19 protein-coding genes are annotated in these 18,849 nt (G+C 52.5%); 2 read left to right on the top strand and 17 right to left on the bottom strand.

Annotated elements, in window-relative coordinates:
• Positions 1 to 121: 121 nt before the first annotated feature.
• From ureG to fliL, 14 genes are all read right to left on the bottom strand, one after another.
• Positions 122 to 763 (bottom strand): urease accessory protein UreG, encoded by a 642-nt coding sequence (ureG, locus tag LPB67_RS03580; RefSeq protein WP_262835691.1) that lies wholly within the window; start codon positions 761 to 763, stop codon positions 122 to 124.
• Between the two features lie 64 nt (positions 764 to 827).
• A complete protein-coding gene (locus tag LPB67_RS03575) occupies positions 828 to 1,508 on the bottom strand; it encodes an urease accessory protein UreF (protein WP_262835690.1) in 681 nt (226 codons plus the stop codon).
• Between the two features lie 6 nt (positions 1,509 to 1,514).
• A complete protein-coding gene (locus LPB67_RS03570) occupies positions 1,515 to 2,063 on the bottom strand; it encodes an urease accessory protein UreE (protein ID WP_262835689.1) in 549 nt (182 codons plus the stop codon).
• Positions 2,064 to 2,099: 36 nt separating this feature from the next.
• Complete coding sequence (gene ureC, locus LPB67_RS03565; RefSeq protein ID WP_262835688.1) at positions 2,100 to 3,800, bottom strand: urease subunit alpha; 1,701 nt, start codon at positions 3,798 to 3,800, stop codon at positions 2,100 to 2,102.
• Positions 3,797 to 4,150, bottom strand: a complete 354-nt coding sequence (locus LPB67_RS03560) for an urease subunit beta (protein WP_262835687.1) — start codon at positions 4,148 to 4,150, stop codon at positions 3,797 to 3,799. Before LPB67_RS03560 ends, ureC begins: the two co-directional genes overlap by 4 nt.
• Before the next feature lie 8 nt (positions 4,151 to 4,158).
• Positions 4,159 to 4,461 (bottom strand): urease subunit gamma, encoded by a 303-nt coding sequence (locus LPB67_RS03555; RefSeq protein WP_262835686.1) that lies wholly within the window; start codon positions 4,459 to 4,461, stop codon positions 4,159 to 4,161.
• A 151-nt stretch (positions 4,462 to 4,612) separates the two neighbouring features.
• A complete protein-coding gene (locus tag LPB67_RS03550) occupies positions 4,613 to 5,497 on the bottom strand; it encodes an urease accessory protein UreD (RefSeq protein ID WP_262835685.1) in 885 nt (294 codons plus the stop codon).
• A 7-nt stretch (positions 5,498 to 5,504) separates the two neighbouring features.
• Positions 5,505 to 6,203: an urea ABC transporter ATP-binding subunit UrtE gene (gene urtE, locus LPB67_RS03545; RefSeq protein WP_262835684.1), complete on the bottom strand. Its 699-nt coding sequence runs from the start codon at positions 6,201 to 6,203 to the stop codon at positions 5,505 to 5,507.
• Between the two features lie 140 nt (positions 6,204 to 6,343).
• Positions 6,344 to 7,198, bottom strand: coding sequence for an urea ABC transporter ATP-binding protein UrtD (urtD, locus tag LPB67_RS03540; RefSeq protein ID WP_262835683.1), 855 nt, complete (start codon positions 7,196 to 7,198; stop codon positions 6,344 to 6,346).
• Positions 7,195 to 8,325 (bottom strand): urea ABC transporter permease subunit UrtC, encoded by a 1,131-nt coding sequence (gene urtC, locus LPB67_RS03535; RefSeq protein ID WP_262835682.1) that lies wholly within the window; start codon positions 8,323 to 8,325, stop codon positions 7,195 to 7,197. The genes urtD and urtC overlap by 4 nt, the downstream gene beginning before the upstream one ends.
• On the bottom strand, positions 8,322 to 9,926 hold the full coding sequence (urtB, locus tag LPB67_RS03530; protein WP_262835681.1) for an urea ABC transporter permease subunit UrtB: 1,605 nt from the start codon (positions 9,924 to 9,926) through the stop codon (positions 8,322 to 8,324). The genes urtC and urtB overlap by 4 nt, the downstream gene beginning before the upstream one ends.
• A 257-nt stretch (positions 9,927 to 10,183) precedes the next feature.
• Complete coding sequence (gene urtA, locus LPB67_RS03525) at positions 10,184 to 11,437, bottom strand: urea ABC transporter substrate-binding protein (protein WP_262835680.1); 1,254 nt, start codon at positions 11,435 to 11,437, stop codon at positions 10,184 to 10,186.
• 286 nt (positions 11,438 to 11,723) lie between these two features.
• Positions 11,724 to 12,584 carry an HDOD domain-containing protein gene (locus LPB67_RS03520; protein ID WP_262835679.1) on the bottom strand — a complete coding sequence of 287 codons (861 nt, stop codon included), beginning with the start codon at positions 12,582 to 12,584 and terminating at the stop codon, positions 11,724 to 11,726.
• Between the two features lie 250 nt (positions 12,585 to 12,834).
• A complete protein-coding gene (gene fliL / locus LPB67_RS03515) occupies positions 12,835 to 13,521 on the bottom strand; it encodes a flagellar basal body-associated protein FliL (RefSeq protein WP_262835678.1) in 687 nt (228 codons plus the stop codon).
• A 253-nt stretch (positions 13,522 to 13,774) separates the two neighbouring features.
• Here fliL and LPB67_RS03510 point away from each other — a divergent pair, with 253 nt between their 5' ends.
• The gene (locus LPB67_RS03510) at positions 13,775 to 14,845 is read left to right on the top strand and encodes an acyltransferase family protein (RefSeq protein WP_262835677.1); all 1,071 of its coding nucleotides are present in this window, start codon (positions 13,775 to 13,777) and stop codon (positions 14,843 to 14,845) included.
• 99 nt (positions 14,846 to 14,944) lie between these two features.
• Positions 14,945 to 15,406: an OsmC family protein gene (locus tag LPB67_RS03505; RefSeq protein ID WP_262835676.1), complete on the top strand. Its 462-nt coding sequence runs from the start codon at positions 14,945 to 14,947 to the stop codon at positions 15,404 to 15,406.
• 43 nt (positions 15,407 to 15,449) lie between these two features.
• On the opposite strand, the gene LPB67_RS03500 is transcribed toward LPB67_RS03505, so the two are convergent.
• The 3 genes from LPB67_RS03500 to LPB67_RS03490 all read right to left on the bottom strand — a co-directional run bounded on the left by LPB67_RS03500 (position 15,450) and on the right by LPB67_RS03490 (position 18,836).
• Positions 15,450 to 16,061 (bottom strand): ParA family protein, encoded by a 612-nt coding sequence (locus tag LPB67_RS03500; RefSeq protein WP_262835675.1) that lies wholly within the window; start codon positions 16,059 to 16,061, stop codon positions 15,450 to 15,452.
• Positions 16,062 to 16,080: 19 nt separating this feature from the next.
• On the bottom strand, positions 16,081 to 16,797 hold the full coding sequence (locus tag LPB67_RS03495; RefSeq protein ID WP_262835674.1) for a pseudouridine synthase: 717 nt from the start codon (positions 16,795 to 16,797) through the stop codon (positions 16,081 to 16,083).
• Positions 16,798 to 16,862: 65 nt separating this feature from the next.
• Positions 16,863 to 18,836 carry an ATP-binding protein gene (locus LPB67_RS03490; RefSeq protein WP_262835673.1) on the bottom strand — a complete coding sequence of 658 codons (1,974 nt, stop codon included), beginning with the start codon at positions 18,834 to 18,836 and terminating at the stop codon, positions 16,863 to 16,865.
• Positions 18,837 to 18,849 lie beyond the last annotated feature (13 nt).

Raw genomic sequence — 18,849 nt, 5'->3', positions numbered from 1 at the left:
TGGGGAGAGGTTTTGTTTTTTGCGTGTCCTGTCTATAGCAAGACCAGAAAAACCGTTCGCCACGGAAGCGCGGAGGGTGCAGAAGATTTTTGCCTTACTCCGTATCCTTGACGTCTTCATCTTATTTCTCAGTCTGATCCAGCAATCCCTGCTTGCGAATAAATTCAATGATCTGAGGCACGCCATCGCCGCTGCGCAGATTGGTAAAGATAAACGGCCGATCGCCGCGCATCTTTTTGGCGTCATGTGCCATGACATCGAGATTCGCGCCGACATACGGTGCCAGATCGGTTTTATTGATGATCAGCAGGTCCGAACGGGTAATGCCGGGACCGCCCTTGCGCGGGATTTTTTCGCCACCGGCCACATCGATCACATAAATCGTCAGATCCGATAATTCGGGACTGAAAGTCGCCGCCAGATTATCGCCGCCTGATTCCACCAGAATCAGATCAAGGTCGGGAAATTCGGCGCTCATGCGGGCAATCGCTTCCAGATTGATCGAGGCATCTTCGCGGATCGCGGTATGCGGACAACCTCCCGTCTCGACGCCCATCAGGCGCTCGGCGGGCAAGGCGTCGGCGCGCAACAGGATTTCCATATCTTCTTTGGTGTAGATGTCATTCGTGATGACGGCCATATCGTAATGATCGCGCATGGCCTTGCACAGCATTTCACACAGTGCCGTTTTGCCGGAACCAACCGGGCCGCCGATGCCGACGCGCAAAGGGTTCGAAGTGGTCGCTACTGATGTTGTTGTCATAAATAGTGGATGAAATAGTTAGAAGCAATTTAAACCATATTGAAGATCGTTTTTGAGATCTTCTTCAGGACCGATACAACCGGCTGTACTGCACTTCGTGCTGCATCGACAGCAGCGACAGTCCAGGCGACCAGTTGGATAATTCTTCGTCAGGCAAAGTTTGCGCGACACGAGCAGCCGCCTCTAGTTCAGGACGCAGCGAGAGCAACAGTCGCTGACCGGCTACCTGCCCCAAAGGCACCGACTTCACACACACCAATACCTGATTTTCCGCCCAGGAAAACAGCATCGCCAAGACGCAGGCATCAGACGGGATATCCAGAGCGACAGAGGCAAACGCGATTGCGGTTGGCAGGGGCACTTCCGTCTGGCTCTGCAACATAGCCAGCAATTCATGATCTGCAATTTTTAAATCGATCGCCAGTTTCGATAACGAGTAACCCATTTGTATGGTCTCTGCACGGAACTCCGCCGTGTCGCGCGCAGCGATAAAGCGTTCGGTCCAGAGACTAACGGCATCCATGTCGCGTTCGGCAAATGCGTTTAACAAACGCCAGAGTATCGGCGCCTCGAACTGCGCCACCACATGATGTAGCGCATCGACGATCCAGCTGCGTGCCGATGCCTCATCCTTGACCAGACCATTCTCTATCGCGGCCTCAAGTCCTTGCGAATAACTATAGGCACCGATAGGCAATGAGGGGCTGGCGAGCTGAAATAAATGCAGAAGCGAAGCGGATTGCATACAGGTTTAAGAAGTCTTATCCGTAGTGACTTGGGCTGGCCGATGGATCTTCTGACGCAAAGGCACCGGCGCTAACAAGTTATGGTGATCGTCGCCATGATGATGGTGACCGCCGCCGTACGCGCCGGACTCTGGCTCAAACGCGGCGAACTCTTCGATCACGTTGGCCCCCAAACCCTCCAGCATTTCTTTCAATACGGGGTCTTTACGAATCCGCAAAAAACCGATGCCCGCCTCGTCGCCGACTTGCGCTTGCGTGTGACGATTTCCCAGATGAAAAGCGCAGCGCAACAAGGCATGAGGCGTCTTGCATTCAACGCGGTAAGTCGCTTCTTTGGCCGCCAGCACTTTAACCACCTGAATCTCGCCAGCATCCGTCACCCCTTGCAGCAAGTCGCCATGACGCAAGACCGTACCGCGCACGGTGAATACCGCCACCTCTTCGCCGGAACTCAGGGTTGCACGTTGACGGCTTTTTTCACGCCGTTCATAGGGTAAAACCAGTTCGCCGACAATGTTGCCGGCTTGATCTACTTTGGTATTCAGGGTCAGCATGGTTTTTTTAAATGAGTTTTTAAAATACGTTTTTTATTAAAACAAAAAATAGCGTTGCGCCATCGGCAGGATTTTGGCCGGTTCGCACACCAGTAATTCACCATTCGCACGCACTTCATAGGTTTCAGAATCGACCTCCATCCTCGGTGTCGCAGCATTGTGAATCATGTCGGCCTTGCGCAAGTGTCGCATGTTTTTTACCGCGATCAGCGGCTTGTTCAATTGCAGTTGCGCGCCGATACCGGCATCCAAGGCCGCCTGCGAGACAAAGGTCACCGACGTTTTTAAAGCGCCGCCATAGGCACCGAACATCATGCGGGTATGCACCGGCTGCGGTGTCGGGATCGACGCATTCGGGTCCCCCATCTGCGCCGCCGCGATCATGCCGCTCTTTAAAATCATCGTGGGCTTGACACCGAAAAACGCCGGCTTCCACAGCACGATGTCGGCGATCTTGCCGACCTCCAGCGAACCCACCACGTGCGAGATGCCGTGGGTAATCGCCGGATTGATGGTGTATTTGGCTATATAGCGCTTGACGCGGAAATTATCGTTGCGGGCATTATCTTCCGCCAGGGAACCGCGCTGGGTCTTCATCTTGTGCGCAGTCTGCCAGGTGCGCATGATGACTTCGCCGACCCGCCCCATCGCTTGCGAATCGGATGACATCATGCTGATCGCACCGATGTCATGCAAAATATCTTCGGCGGCAATCGTTTCGCGCCGTATCCGCGATTCGGCAAAGGCGATGTCTTCGGCAATCGCCGGATCGAGATGATGGCAGACCATCAGCATATCCAGATGTTCATCGAGGGTATTCACGGTATAGGGTCGGGTCGGATTGGTCGACGACGGCAAGACATTGGCTTGCCCGACGGCCGCAATAATGTCCGGCGCATGGCCGCCGCCCGCGCCTTCGGTATGGAAGGTGTGGATAGTGCGATCCTTGAACGCGGCCAAAGTGTGTTCCAGAAATCCCGCTTCATTCAAGGTATCGGAATGAATCGCGACCTGCACATCCATGCGGTCCGCTACCGCCAGGCAGTTGTCGATGGCGGCTGGCGTGGTACCCCAGTCTTCATGCAGCTTGAGGCCGATGGCACCGGCCAGGATTTGTTCTTCCAGCGGTACCGGCAGGCTGACATTGCCTTTGCCGAGGAAACCCAGATTCATCGGGAAGGCGTCGGCCGCCGATAACATCGAATGCAAATGCCAGGGGCCCGGTGTGCAGGTAGTGGCAGCAGTGCCGGTCGCCGGACCGGTGCCGCCGCCCAGCATGGTCGTCACACCGCTCATCAGGGCTTCTTCTATCTGCTGCGGGCAAATGAAATGGATGTGCGAATCGATGCCGCCTGCAGTCACGATCATGCCTTCGCCGGCAATGATCTCAGTGGCACCGCCGATGCACATCGTGACATCCGGCTGGATATCCGGATTACCGGCCTTGCCGATGGCAGCGATCTTGCCGCCTTTCAGGCCGATATCGGCTTTCACGATGCCCCAATGATCGAGGATCACCGCATTGGTAATCACGGTGTCCATCACGTCCCGGTAATTGCGCTGCGACTGGCCCATGCCGTCGCGAATCACTTTGCCGCCGCCGAATTTGACCTCTTCGCCATAGGTGGCAAAGTCTTTTTCGATTTCAATAAACAGTTCGGTATCGGCCAGACGAATCCGGTCGCCGGTGGTCGGGCCGAACATTTCGGCATACGCATGGCGTGAGATCTTGCTCATTTGGTCTCCTTATTTTTATCGACACGGAGTTCCGCTTGAGGCTGAGTCAGTGCGCCCATGACCTTGGCGTTGAAGCCATACACCCGGCGATCACCGGCCAGCGCCACCAGTTCTACGGTACGTTTCTGGCCCGGTTCAAAGCGCACCGCGGTACCCGCTGCGATATTCAGGCGCATACCGTAAGCACTGTCGCGCTCGAATTCCAATGCAGGATTGGTTTCAAAAAAATGAAAATGGGACCCGACCTGTATCGGTCTGTCACCGCTATTCGCCACCACCACGGAGGCAGTCGCGCGACCGGCATTGAGTTCAATATCGCCCGCCTCTATCAGCATTTCGCCTGGAATCATTAGAGCACCTATGGGATAGGATGATGAACGGTAACCAGCTTGGTCCCGTCCGGGAAAGTCGCTTCTACCTGGATGTCCGGGATCATCTCGGCAATGCCGTCCATGACATCGGCGCGTGTCAAAATCCTGGTGCCGTCCGACATCAGCTCGGCCACGGTTTTGCCGTCGCGCGCGCCCTCCATGATGGCAGCCGTGATCAGGGCGACCGCTTCCGGGTAATTCAGTTTCAAGCCACGCGCTTTGCGTCGTTCAGCGAGTAAGGCCGCGGTGAAAATCAGCAGCTTGTCTTTTTCTCTTGGCGTTAATTCCATGTTTGTTCCTTGTATCTTCTGCAAATTTTTTTGCTTCGTTCTTTTCCCCTCTCCCGCATGCGGGAGAGGGGTATAAAATCGCTAATCCCATCAAAAATTTAGTTATTTATTTAACTTCCACATTACACATTCGCGTCAGCGATAACAAATACTAGGTATTCCAGATCCGCGGCACCACGCCTTCACGCCACAGCAATTCAGGGCGCACAATTTGCCACATGAGCGTCAACCATTGCCGTGCCATTTCGCTCGAATTTCCCATATACCTGGCCACGATCACGGTTTTCATTTGGGTCACGCCAACCGCATGCGGGTTCCCCGTTAAGGCGATCGCTGCTTCCCGCAATTGCTGGATCAGCGATACAGGTAATTGCTTGCCGACTGCGATCAGGCTGGCGCAAACCGTATTGCCCGCTAATGCCAGCGGGCTATGCATGGCGGATGAGCCGCCCACAATACTGCCTTGCTCAAACCAGAGCAATTGACCTTCGCGGCGAATTTCGCTGGTCTGCGTGATTTTCCCGGTGTGAAAAGATTCGCCAGAGGCAGTGCGCCCGAAGCACAGGATATCAGCGCCGATATAAGTCGCACCCTTGCCCAGGTTGATCTTGTTCTGCAAGCGCACCTGGGCCGCATCGAAAAAAATCGTCTCCTGCGGCAGCCATTCCAGCGACGCCTGCGCCGCCACATCAAGCTCGATCAATTGATGCGAGATGTGGCCATTGGCCTTGTACCACTTGGCTGCACCCGGGGTGGTGAGGAAGGCATGCGCGCCTGGCGCGAGCTTGCTTGTGATGTGCAATTCATCGCCACCGACCACGCCGCCGGGCGGATGCACCACGATTGCATGACAAATCGACGGGCCTTCCGGATACAGCGGTTTTTGCACCCGCAACGGGCCAAAATGGCTGCGCTCAAGCAGCCGCGTGGTGCCGGCGTCATCGGCAAAACCCAGCGTCAGTCTGGCCTGACAAGCGGCTTTGACGGCAGGCTCAGCAGGAACGCAAAGTATAAATGGGTCAACAATCTGATTCATGCTGAAACTATACCGCCAAGTGCTGCTTCACGTCCTCACTATCCATCTGATCGGCACTGCCAGCCGCCACGACTTCGCCGCGCGACAGGATGATGAACTGGTCCGCCAGAGCACGGGCAAAGTCGAAATACTGTTCGCACAAGAGAATCGCCATATCGCCGCGTGCGCGCAACAGACGAATCACCCGCTCGATGTCCTTGATAATCGACGGCTGAATCCCCTCGGTCGGCTCGTCGAAAATGATCAGCTTGGGTTCCGCCAGCAAGGCGCGTGCAATCGCAAGTTGCTGTTGCTGGCCACCCGAGAGATCGCCGCCACGACGATGCAGCATTTCCTTTAACACGGGGAACAGCGCAAGCACTTCCTCATTAATCACGGACGCCTTGCGACCTGACTTGACTGCCATGCCCATCAACATATTTTCTTCTACGGTCAGCCTGGCAAAGATCTCGCGGCCTTGCGGCACATAGGCAATCCCGGCGGCGGCGCGCTCATGCGGCTTGAGCCTGGTGATATCACGACCTTCCAAAATGACTTTGCCACTGGCGACCGGCAACACACCCATCAGGCATTTCAACAAGGTCGTCTTGCCGACGCCATTACGGCCTAGCAATGTCAGGCACTGTCCTTTTTCCAGCGACAGCGAGACGCCGCGCAAGGTATGGGACGAGCCGTAATATTGATTGATGTGGTCAACCTGTAGCATAAAAATCCTCTATTTATCGACTCATCCGCAATACCGCTGCGGCTGCTGGAAGCATTTCGTGCCGGGAAGCGCATGGATAGTGCGGGTTCAATGTCGCAAGGGGCGTATGGCGCACCCTGCCGCTACACCGATACGGCATCTCAGCGCCCCAGATACACTTCAATCACCCGCTCATCTGCCTGCACCTGTTGCATCGTGCCTTCTGCCAGCACCGAGCCTTCATGCAATACCGTGACTTTGCCTTCGCGGGCGATTTCGGTGACGAAAGCCATGTCATGCTCGACCACCACGATCGAATGCTTGCCGCGCAGCTCGTTCAATAATTCGGCGGTGCGCACGGTTTCGGCATCGGACATCCCAGCCACCGGCTCATCGAGCAAAATCAATTGCGGCTCTTGCATCAGCAACATACCGATTTCCAGCCATTGCTTTTGTCCGTGCGAGAGCAAACCTGCGAGCCGGTGTTCGCTGCCATGCAGGCGTATCAATCGCAGGATGTCGTCGATCTTGTCCCTCTGCTCGCTGTCGAGTTTGAAGAACAAAGTCGGCCGGACACGCTTGTTCATCTTCATCGCCAGCTCCAGGTTTTCAAACACCGTATGCTGCTCGAACACGGTCGGGCGCTGGAACTTGCGACCGATGCCCGCATGCGCAATCTGGTACTCAGCCATCTTGCTGAGATCCATGGACTGACCGAAAAACACGGTGCCGGAAGTCGGGCGCGTCTTACCGGTGATTACATCCATCATGGTGGTTTTTCCGGCGCCGTTGGGGCCAATGATGCAACGCAGCTCACCGATAGAAATATCCAGATTCAGGTAATTCAAGGCTTTGAAACCATCGAACGACACCACGACATCTTCCAGGTACAGGATCGCGCCATGCGTGGTATCGACGCCTTCCGGCTTGATACGCGAAAACGAGGCTTGCGGCTCATCGCCTTGCACCAGATCGATCAGGATACCGACGGCTTTGTCATGCACGATATCGCTCATGCTGCCTCCTGTTTCGCATCAGAAATGCCAGATCCATCTGATGCATCGGATTTCAGTTTGCGCTTGAACTGATCCAGCAAGCCCAAGATACCTTGCGGCATCAATAGCGTGACCAGGATGAATAGCAGGCCGAGCGCAAACAGCCAGAGATCAGGGAAAGCCGCAGTGAACCAACTCTTCAAACCGTTCACGGAGAAAGCGCCGATGATGGGACCGAGCAAAGAACCGCGTCCGCCGACCGCGGCCCAGATCACCATCTCGATCGAATTGCCGGGCGACATTTCAGACGGATTGATGATGCCGACTTGCGGAACGTATAGCGCACCGGCGATCCCGCACAGGATCGCGGATAAAGTCCAGACAAACAGTTTGAACCAAAGCGGGTTGTAACCGATAAACATGAGGCGCGATTCCGCATCGCGCACCGCCTGCAGCACACGTCCCAATTTGGAGGTCACGATCCAGCGACACAGCAGCAGCGCGCCGAGCAGCAATCCCAGCGTCACCAGATACAGCGCCGCCTTGGTTGCCGGTGCCGTGATTGAATACCCCAGAATGCGTTTGAAATCAGTAAAGCCGTTGTTGCCGCCGAAGCCGGTGTTATTCCGGAAAAACATCAGCATGAAGGCAAAAGTCATGGCCTGCGTAATGATGGAAAAATATACGCCTTTGATACGTGAACGGAAAGCGAAATAGCCGAACACGAAGGCCAGCACGCCCGGCACCAGCACCACCAGCGCCATGCAATACCAGAAGTTGTCGGTCATGGCCCAGTACCAGGGGTAGGATTTCCAGTCGAGAAAGACCATGAAGTCCGGCAAATTGCTTTGATACACGCCGTCGCGCCCGATCGCGCGCATCAGGTACATGCCGTGCGCGTAACCGCCCAACGCGAAAAACACGCCGTGCCCGAGCGACAGGATGCCGGTGTAACCCCACACCAGGTCGAGCGCTAATGCAGCCAGGGCATAGCACATGAATTTAGCAACCAGGCCGACCGCATAGCTGGAGATATGCAGCGCATGTCCCGCCGGAAAATTCAAATTCAGGATGGGCAGCAAAGCCAGAATGACGGTGCAAATGATGATGCCGGACCAGGCAGGGCGAGAGAATAAAGAAGAGTTCATTCTGCACTCCGCCCCTTCATTGCGAACAGGCCTTGCGGTCGTTTCTGGATAAAGATGATGATGAAAACCAGGATCGTGATTTTTGCCATGACCGCACCGGCGACCGGCTCAAGGAATTTATTCACCTCGCCCAGGCCGAGCGCGGCGATCACGGTGCCGATCAATTGCCCGACACCGCCGAGCACCACCACCATGAAAGAATCGACGATGTAATTCTGACCCAGATCGGGGCCAACATTGCCCAGCTGCGACAGCGCCACGCCACCCAGACCGGCGATACCGGAACCCAGTCCGAAAGTCATCATATCGATCTTGCCGGTGGAGACGCCGACGCAATCGGCCATGCGGCGATTCTGCGTGACGGCACGGACAAACAAACCGAGCCGGGTTTTATTCAGGATCAGCCAGACCGCCAGCACCACCAACAAGGCAAAGAAGATAATCGCGATCCGGTTATACGATAGCACCAGCGAGCCCAGCACCGTCACACCGCCCGACATCCAGCCGGGATTTGCCACCTCGACGTTCTGCGCACCGAAGATCGTGCGCACCGCTTGCATCAGCATCAGGCTGATGCCCCAGGTGGCGAGCAGGGTTTCCAGCGGCCTGCCGTATAGCCAGCGGATCACGGTGCGCTCCAGTGCAATGCCGACTGCCCCCGCCACAATAAAGGCCGCAGGCAAAGCGACAATCAGATACGCATCGATCGCACCCGGCAGAAAATGCCGGAACGCCAATTGGCAGACATAAGTCGTGTACGCACCGATCATCATCAGCTCACCATGCGCCATATTGATGATGCCCATCAAGCCGAAGGTGATTGCCAGACCCAGCGCGGTCAATAACAAGACGCTGCCGAGCGAGGCGCCATAAAACAGATTGCCGACGAACTCTGTTCTGACGATGCGGCTGTTCAGCGCATTCATGGTGTTCGCTGCTTCGATACGGATACTTTCGTCAGGCTCGATCGGCTTACCGTCGGGACCGATATCCAGCATTTTTTGCAATGCAGGTTTGATATTCGCATTGGTACTGTCTTGCAGGGCAATCACTGCGGCTTTACGAATTGCCGGATCGGTCGCTTGCAGATTGGCGGTGGCGGCGACGAGTTGCAGTAAAGATCTGATCTCGGGATCGGCTTCCTTCGCCAGTGCCCTTGTGATCAGTGGCGCTTGTTCCGGACTCGCACTCTTTTGCAATTCCAGCACCGCGGCCAGACGCAGGGAGCGATCCTGAGAAAACAGTTTTAAACCGGACAGCGCATCGTCGACCACCGCACGCAGGCGGTTATTCACCGTGATGCCGTCTATGCCATCGGGCAAAGGCGTGGTTTTATCATTCGCCAGATTGGTAGCCTTGTCCTGGTCGACGATATAGATTTGTCCGTCTGGGGTCGCATACAGCGCATCATTTTTAAGTGCGGTCAGGATCTTCAATGCCTCTTGATTCGCCATTCCCGCGATCTGGTTGACGGCAGCGATCCTGGCATCGGGATCGTCACCGGCAAGAGGTTTCAATACAGCAGGATCCATCGCGGCGCAGGCGATTACCGTGTGCAGGCAGAGCACTCCAGGCAAGATTATTTTTTTGAATTGCAACATAAATAGCGACATAAATAGTGGTATAGACGCAGGTTTCTTGGCTGAGAAATTATTCAAAAAAATGAACCCTCGGGATGACGTAAAAAAGATAAAAATCCTATCCTTCTCAACACAATGCCGGGGTTGGCGATGATTCCTTCCCCGGCATTGAAATAACTAGGTTACTAAGGTCACTCTATGGCGACGAAAACTCGCTACCGCAACAATCACAGACAGGTCGCCTATCGTCCATCTGATTGACTTCATGCGTCAGGCGATTACATCTTTTGCTTGGCCTCGTTACCAGGAATGTAAGGGCTCCAGGGTTGGGCGCGGATCGGGCCTTTGGTTTTCCATACCACGCTGAACTGGCCGTCACCTTTGATCTCACCGATCATGACGGGCTTGTGTAAATGATGATTGGTTTTATCCATGGTCAACTCAAAACCGGACGGGGCCTTGAAGGTCTGGCCGCCCATCGCTGCGATGACTTTATCGGTATCGGTTGACTTGGCTTTTTCCACCGCCTGCTTCCACATATGGATGCCGACGTAAGTTGCTTCCATCGGATCATTGGTCACGACCGTGCCGGCGTTCGGCAGTTTCTTGGCGACGGCATAGTCTTTCCATTGTTTGATGAAAGCGGTGTTCACCGGGTTTTTCACGGACTGGAAATAATTCCAGGCAGCGAGGTGACCGAGCAGGGGTTTGGTATCCACGCCGCGCAATTCTTCTTCACCGACGGAGAAAGCCACTACCGGCACGTCGGTCGCTTTCAGTCCTGCATTACCCAGTTCTTTGTAGAACGGCACGTTGGAGTCGCCATTGATGGTGGAGATCACGGCTGTCTTGCCGCCCGCGGAGAATTTCTTGATATTCGCAACAATCGTTTGATAATCGGAATGACCGAACGGTGTGTACACTTCGTCGATGTCGCTATCCTTGACGCCTTTGCTGTGCAGGAAAGCGCGCAGGATCTTGTTGGTGGTGCGCGGATACACGTAATCGGTACCCAGCAAGACGAAGCGCTTGGCGCCGCCGCCCTCTTTCGACATCAGATATTCGGTCGCCGGAATCGCTTGCTGATTCGGTGCGGCACCGGTGTAGAACACATTTTTTTCCAGCTCTTCGCCTTCGTATTGCACCGGATAGAACAGCAGGCTATTCAATTCCTTAAATACCGGCAACACCGACTTGCGCGATACCGAGGTCCAGCAACCAAACACGACTGAGACTTTATCCTGCGAAATCAGCTGACGCGCTTTTTCTGCGAACAGCGGCCAGTTCGATGCGGGATCCACGATCACCGGCTCCAGCTTTTTACCCATCACGCCGCCATTCGCATTGATCTCATCGATCGTCATAAGGGCGACGTCTTTCAGCGAGGTTTCGGAAATCGCCATCGTTCCTGACAGCGAATGGAGAATGCCGACCTTGATGGTGTCGGCGGCATACGCATGCGGCAACCAAGCCGCAGCAGCCAGGGTGAAAGCGCCAACTGCAGTCGATTTTAATAGGGTGCGACGAGACATTTGTTGCTCCTAAACGTGAGTGTGGACAAGGGAAATGCAGAATGCGGAGTGCGCATCAGGAGCTTTAGCAGATTACGTGCCAGATGGATATCGCCTGCACGATCCCGGATGCCGCAAGAACGCGGCATGCCTGTGCATTAAATTTGTGCGAACGGAGAGGAAATGCTTGATGACGCTTTATGTTGGTGCGATTTCAACCGATTAGCTGATCGCGACGATGCAGGGTATAAATAAATTTGCCGCCGATAAATAAACAAGCTCTTGGTAAGAATTGTCAACCCGGGGTTCAGGACAAAGCGCGCAGTATTAATCCCAGTTCGGCCTTGGTCTCTGCCATCAGAATCTGGCATTTTTCGAAATCGAGTTGTAGATTTTCGAGGGCTGTTGGCAAAGCTTGCCAATTAATTTCATCCAGAGAAGCCGCCACAAAATGACCGTCCAAAAAATCCGCCGTTGCCACTACATCGGTTAAACCCGGGCGATTGGTATGCGGCAATTGACTGGTACGGTGATCCATGACTGCGGCGAGGATATCCTCATCGATATCCCAATTCTCCAGAATGGCGACGCCAATCTCCGCATGCCATTGATCAATCACTTCCCACAAGGCCGTATTCGATACGAATAGACCTTGATAATGGCGCGCTCTGTTCAGGATGTAAAACTTCCCCACATCATGCAGCAGACCCGCCAGCATGGCTTTGTCGGGACTCGAATTGCTCAGGTGCCTGGCAATCACATACGACAGAGCAGCAACGCGCAGGCTGCGGGTCCACAAACCATCAAGCTGCCTGGACAAAGGTTCGTCGGCCTTATGATCGGCCAGTTGTTTCATGCCGACCGAGATCGCGATATTGCGTATCGTCGTGAATCCCAATAACAAGGTTGCAGCCCGCAAATCGACTATTTTTTTACTGGAGTGGTTGTACATGGCCGAATTACTCATGCGCAGGATTTGCGCCGACAAAACCGGCTCTGTACTGATGATACGAACAACGGTATCAGTGGACATGTCCGGATGGCTCAACGCCCGCCGGATTTTCATCGTTGCGTTCAAAGAAGTCGGAAAAATCAATTCTTTTGACGACAATTCTGCAGTTAAACCTTCAATGAACTCAAACTCGCTGTTTTTTTCTGTTCTGGTCATGAGTAGGCATCTGAGAGATTGGATGTGATGATTACATTAGCATAATTCTTTTTTTAAAAATGAGTAAATATACAATTATTCACAATAAAAATACGTTCACGCTGTTCCGTCAAACTATTGTTATTCCCTATGCACAGGTCATTTCCAAGCCTGAAAGAGTTCCATTTTTGCGTTAAATTTTGACGGGCCAATGACGCATAACATAGTTAACCGCTGATTCGTCGCTGATTCGCATATCCATCATTAAAGTTTATGGTTTATCTTGCAATAACAATTCAGTCAGCAAAACTGCCTGGATTTTGTCAGTACCCATCGCTTGATTGAGTTCATTTTTCAAATCTCGCTGCATGATGGTCAAACCTTCCGGGCTGCGCAACTCATCTGCATTGGCTTTGGCGATTGCGATCTGGAATAGCTCATGCAGCGTTTTTTTATTTTCTTTCAACCAATCCTGATCTTCCTGCGCCACTTGTATTGTCACCTGAATTCGTGTGACCTGTCCGTCCACATTGACCACCGCCTGCGGTAACGCCAGGTAACTCAAGTCTGCCGTATTGGAGGACTCCTGCTGAATATAGGCATACACAGCGATCGATAAAATCGTAAAAAAAATCAAAGTGACGCTGGCCGCATATTGTGAAAAATTGTCTTTCTTCTTAGCCGCCACGACTCTCGCTGGTTTTTTTGGCGTGTAAACGAAAGCAGCAGGTTTTTCTTTAGATGGCCCGGCTACTCTGGCAGACGGCCGTGGCGGCGGGACGAACGGCGGCTCTTCTTTGTCAATCTCAGTTGATTCAGATGCTATGGAGGCAAGATCAAAACCCCACTCATCCAGACTATCATCCGTGATCACGGACGTATTTGGAGAAGACTCCCCCACCCCCTCGAAATCCAACTTCGATGTGAGTAGTTTCTTTGGTTTATCTGTCACAGGCATGAGCTAAGCATTCCTAAAAATGAGCATTGAATGCGGTAGGGAGCATTGTAATCAGGTCGCATACATTTTCCAAGGGGAAATATTAAGCTGGATTTCCGCTTTGCCTGATGACTTGATAATGAGGGTTTATTTGTTAACAGTCCCTGATGCAGCAAAGCTTCGTTACAAACTCAGCGTACGCAATCACCGATGATTCGTTATCATGGCGTCTTTTAAAAATAATGCGCAATTACAAAGAGTTAGCGAACTACAGATGTCTTCCCAAAGCAGAAACCTCCGCATCGACAATATCAAAGCCGTTTTGATCTTTCTGGTCGTGTTCGGACATTTAATTGAACTCCATATCACCGGGGATCATTTCCTGCGTTCAGTCTGGATTTTTATCTATTCTTTTCATATGCCTATGTTTGCGCTGGTATCCGGGATGCTGTCAAAAGCCTCTTTAGATGACAGGCAGAGCAATCAACTGGTCAAAAACATTGTCATCCCATTATTTGTATTTGAAGTCTTGTATGAAAGCATAGAGCTGCTGTTAAAAGGCAGCCTGAGCGTATATAGCGCTTTGTTCGCGCCGTATTGGATGCTGTGGTATTTAATGAGCTTGTTGTGCTGGCGTCTGATGCTGCCGATTTTTGCCCGGCTTCAGTTTCCTGTTGTGATGGCGCTGGGGGTGTCGCTGGTCGCTAGTTATTCCGAGAGTAGCGGTTATTTTTTAAGTATTGCGCGCACCCTGACTTTCTTCCCGTTCTTTTTGCTCGGCTGGAAATTCGGCCCGACCATATTTGACCGCACTAAAAAACGCCTGCTGCTCATCAGCCTGCCTGTGGTGGCGATTGCCATTATCGCGTCGTTCTTACTCAAAAGCGATTTTGATTATCGATGGCTTTACGGTAGTTACTCGCTCAGCCGTTTAGGCATGGCGAACCTGACTGGAACGCTATATCAGATAGCGCAATATGTGCTCTCAGGCGTCATCGGTTTAGCCTGCCTGCATTTGCTGTCGCGCAAAAATTGGGGATTGGCGCAGATCGGTCAGCGTTCTATCTATGTCTTCTTATGGCATGGACTGGCGTTGATCGTGTTACAGGAAACTGGCGTGCTGAAAGCGATTTTCACTTTAGATAAAGCCCTGACCAGTCTCGCTGCGTTCTCTGTCAGCGCCTTGATTGTCTGGCTTGCTGCGCACCCCTGGTGCGAGGCGCTGACGCAGCGACTGCTGTTAAAGCCGATGTCGTGGTTATTGATCAAGCAATTTGATGGCAGCAAGATCAAGCCATCCAAAGAAGTGACAACAGACACTAAAGCCGCGCCTGCAGAGCCTTAGCCGATCAGGCCTTAGTAGCGCAAAACCGATATAAAAAAACCTTGCTCGAACATGAGCTGCCCTTACAATGATGAAAATCAACATGTAATTGGAGATGTCATGCACCATTATCAGGCCAGCATCAAATGGCAACGCGGCGAGCAAGTGTTCACCGATAATAAGTATAGCCGGGCGCATGACTGGCAATTCGATGGCGGCCTGGTGGTACCGGCCTCATCCTCACCTTTATCCGTTCCCCTGCCTTTATCTGTCGCGGAAAATGTCGATCCCGAAGAAGCCTTGGTCGCGGCGGCGTCAAGTTGCCATATGCTGTTCTTTTTATGGTTAGCCGGTAAAAAGGGGTTTATCGTTGATGAGTATCTCGATCATGCGGTCGGACTCATGGATAAAAATGAACACGGCAAATTAGCAATCACTAAAATCACTTTACGTCCGCTAGTCATTTTCTCCGGCGACAGGCAGGCAACCAGCGAAGAACTGGCCGCCCTGCATCATCAGGCGCATGAAGAATGCTATATCGCCAATTCTCTGCGGGCTGACATTGTGATCGAACCTGCCTGATCTGCGAAATAGATGGGTCGCCAGAAATCAGCGCCGCTGGCGATCAGCGCTCTATCCAGGCCAAGATATCCTGCCATTGAGCGACATCTTTTTCGACGCGCGAAGGGGCCACATCCCATAAAGTAGCGCCGTGAGCCGCCAGTTGTATGTAATTTTGCGTGTCCCGCAGATAGGCCAGTACCGGCAAACCCAGTTGACCGACATAGTGCGCCAGTTGATCGGCAGCACGGCTGCGCGCATTGACACGCATTCCCAGTACGGCCAGCTGGTAGCGCCGGTCATGCTTATTGAGCGTCTTGATAAATTCTTCGGTGGCAAGAATATCGAAGATAGATGGCTGCAGGGGAATCACGACTTTGTCGGCTATTTTCAATACCGCATCAAGTTTTTTTCTGCTCAGTCCGGCAGGCGTATCGAGCACAATATGGGTGGTGCCTTTGGGCGGTTTGGCAATGTGCCCATCTTCAATCTCCCAGGCGCTGATGGCGGGCAAGTTGGCGGGTCGCAAGGACAGCCAGTTGCGTGACGATTGCTGGATATCGGTATCTCCCAGCATCACCTTATGTCCTTTATGGGCAAGATAGCCTGCCAGATTCGTCGCAAACGTACTTTTACCGACGCCGCCCTTGGGATTGACCACTGCGATAACCGACATACCGACTCCTTTAGAAAACCTACATAGGAACTAATAATGCCATTTGCTGCTGCGTGAGGTAGCACCACTCACCTTCTTCCAAGCCTAACGAATCCAGCGTCAATTGTCCAACTGCCGTTCTTTGCAATGCAGCACAATGATTGCCTGCCGCGGCGAGCATACGCTTGACCTGATGATATTTGCCCTGCTCCAGCACGATTTCAATCTGCCGATCCGAGATTGGGCGGCATGTCTGCGCTGCCAGCGGGGCAGGCTCATCATGCAACTGTACACCGGACAATAATTTTTTCACTAACTCTTCGGTCACCGGCTCGGCAGTGGTGGCGACGTAGACTTTAGGAATATGTCGTTTTGGCGAAGACTGCGCATGGATAAAAGGTCCATCGTCGGACATCAGCAACATTCCCGTGGTGTCATGATCCAAGCGGCCAACCGGCTGCACATCGCGCCAGGAAAATTGCTCGGGCAACAGCGTCAACACACCGGGATGATGACTAGGCTTGCGGGAACATTCAAAATTCGCCGGTTTATTCAGGACGATATAAATATGTTCGCGATATTCCCACTCCTCCTCGAAGATAGAAAAACGCAAACCCGCGGTTTCGACCGTCGTTTTATAGCTGGACATCACCTCACCGGCAATGCTCAGCTCACCATCATCAATCAATTCACGACAATATTTTCGTGTGCCAAATCCTTGCGATTGCAAGAGACGATCTAAAGATATTTTGCTCATGGCGGGACTGTAACAGATGCCAGAAAAACTGCAAAATTTCCACGTGATGGTAATCAAACAGATATTTAAGGCGCAACTCTGGGTAAGCTCATGGTAAAAATCGTGCCTTTGTTGACGGCGCTTTCTACGGTGATGTTGCCGTCAAGCACGCCTGTAATCAGGTTATACACGATATTCAAGCCCAGGCCGCTGCCGCCCTGGCCTAATTTTGTCGTAAAAAATGGGTCAAATATGCGTCCTAAATTCGCCTCAGAAATGCCTTTGCCATTATCGGACAGCACAATTGTTAGCGTATCGGCTTCATCCACGGTTGCCGAAATACTGACCGTGCCACGCATATCGGCATCGAAAGCGTGGATAAACGCATTATTGATCAGATTGGTCAGCACTTGCCCCAAGGGACCGGGATAACTATCCATCACGATTTTGGGCGGGATATTGCACACCACTTCATGTCGCGTCTTGCGTATGGCCGGCCCCAATGTCAGGACATTTTCAGCCACAGTTTCAGCGAGTATAAACAAGCGACGGTTGGCGCTGGTCTGATCTACCGCGACTTGTTTAAAACTGACAATCAATTCAGATGCCTTACTTAAATTGCGCATCAAAATATCGGTACCCGCACGCGAGTTTTGCAAAAACTCATCCAGAGTCGAACGTCGCATCCCGTCCCGCATGGCTAGCAGAATTTCTTCCGTTTGCTGCTGAATGGTGCTGGCAACCGTCACACTGATACCGATGGGCGTATTCAATTCATGCGCCACACCGGCAACCAGTGAGCCTAAGGCTGCCATTTTTTCTGTGCGCAATAATTCATGCTGGGCACGTTGCAAATTTTCCAGCACGATGGTCAATTCGGTGTTGGCGACTTCCAGCTCATTAGTGCGCTCGGATACCCGGTTTTCCAGACTCGTATTCAGGCTAAGGATCTCAGATTCGTTATGCCGTTTTTCAGTGATGTCTTCCTGCACCAGCACCAGTAAAGATTCATCGCCCAGTTGCACCAGACGGCCGGAAATATTACATAACAGGATTTTTTCCTGGTGACCGCAATGCAGCCATGCCTCGTAGTCATGTATCTCACTGTGGCTCTCAATCCTCGACATCACAGTATCGAAATCATCCGGATTGCGCCATAAGGATCTTTGTTTTTCACAGCTATGCAAAATTTCATCATGGGTCCAGCCGAATTGCCTGACCCAGGCATCATTCACATCCACCATGACAAACAGATTCGCCTTGCGAAAGACGGTCATCGCAACTGGCGATGCATGAAAGATCGCGGTGAATTTTTCTTCCGTAAAGCGCAAGGCTGTTTCGGCACGCAAACGTTCGTTCAATTCAATTTGCAACACCTGATTCTTTTGTTCGCGCTCGGCAATCAGAGCACCGAGGTCGAGGCGCATTTTGTCCAGACTCTTGGATAAATTACCGATTTCATCGTCCCGGCGTCGTATCAAAGGTTGATCTAATTTACCTTGCGCCAGATTAGCTGTTGCTTGTTGCAATTCTTTAATCGGGTGCACGATTCTGCGTTCAAACAAGAGCAAAATAAAGCCGAAAGAAATCAATACCTGCGCCAGCAAGGCGCCAGTCATTTTCAGTAAATCTGCGATCAGATCGCTCTTTAAACGACCAGCGCTGAGCTCAACGGTAACTTTGCCGATACGTTTATTTGCCAGGCCGCTCAGACTCAGGAAACGCTCTTCACTAAATAATTCGCCGATGCGGCGTGATAGCACCTCGGCGTGTACAAATTGGTTTTGGGATTCGTCCTCGACAGTGACGCTGACGACTTCGGGATTGCGCATGACGGCTTGGACAAACTCGTTCGCGACTTCTTTATCAACATTCCATACAGGCACTGCCATTGCCCGGGCGAGCATATCGGCATATTGCGACATAGGGGTGAGTACCCGTAAATTCAGTTCGCGCTCATACCGATCCTGCACCAGAAACCTGCCCAGCACCAAGGCTGGCAACAGGATTCCCAGTGCAACACCTAAGATCAGAATTTGTCGAAGTGTAAGTTTACCCAATATCTTCTTATGT

The sequence above is a fragment of the Undibacterium sp. Jales W-56 genome, from assembly GCF_025548535.1.
In the GTDB taxonomy this organism is placed as follows: Bacteria; Pseudomonadota; Gammaproteobacteria; order Burkholderiales; family Burkholderiaceae_D; genus Undibacterium.
The sequence above is the reverse complement of the archived record's forward strand: the minus strand, read 5'-3'. Positions and strand labels throughout refer to the sequence as shown.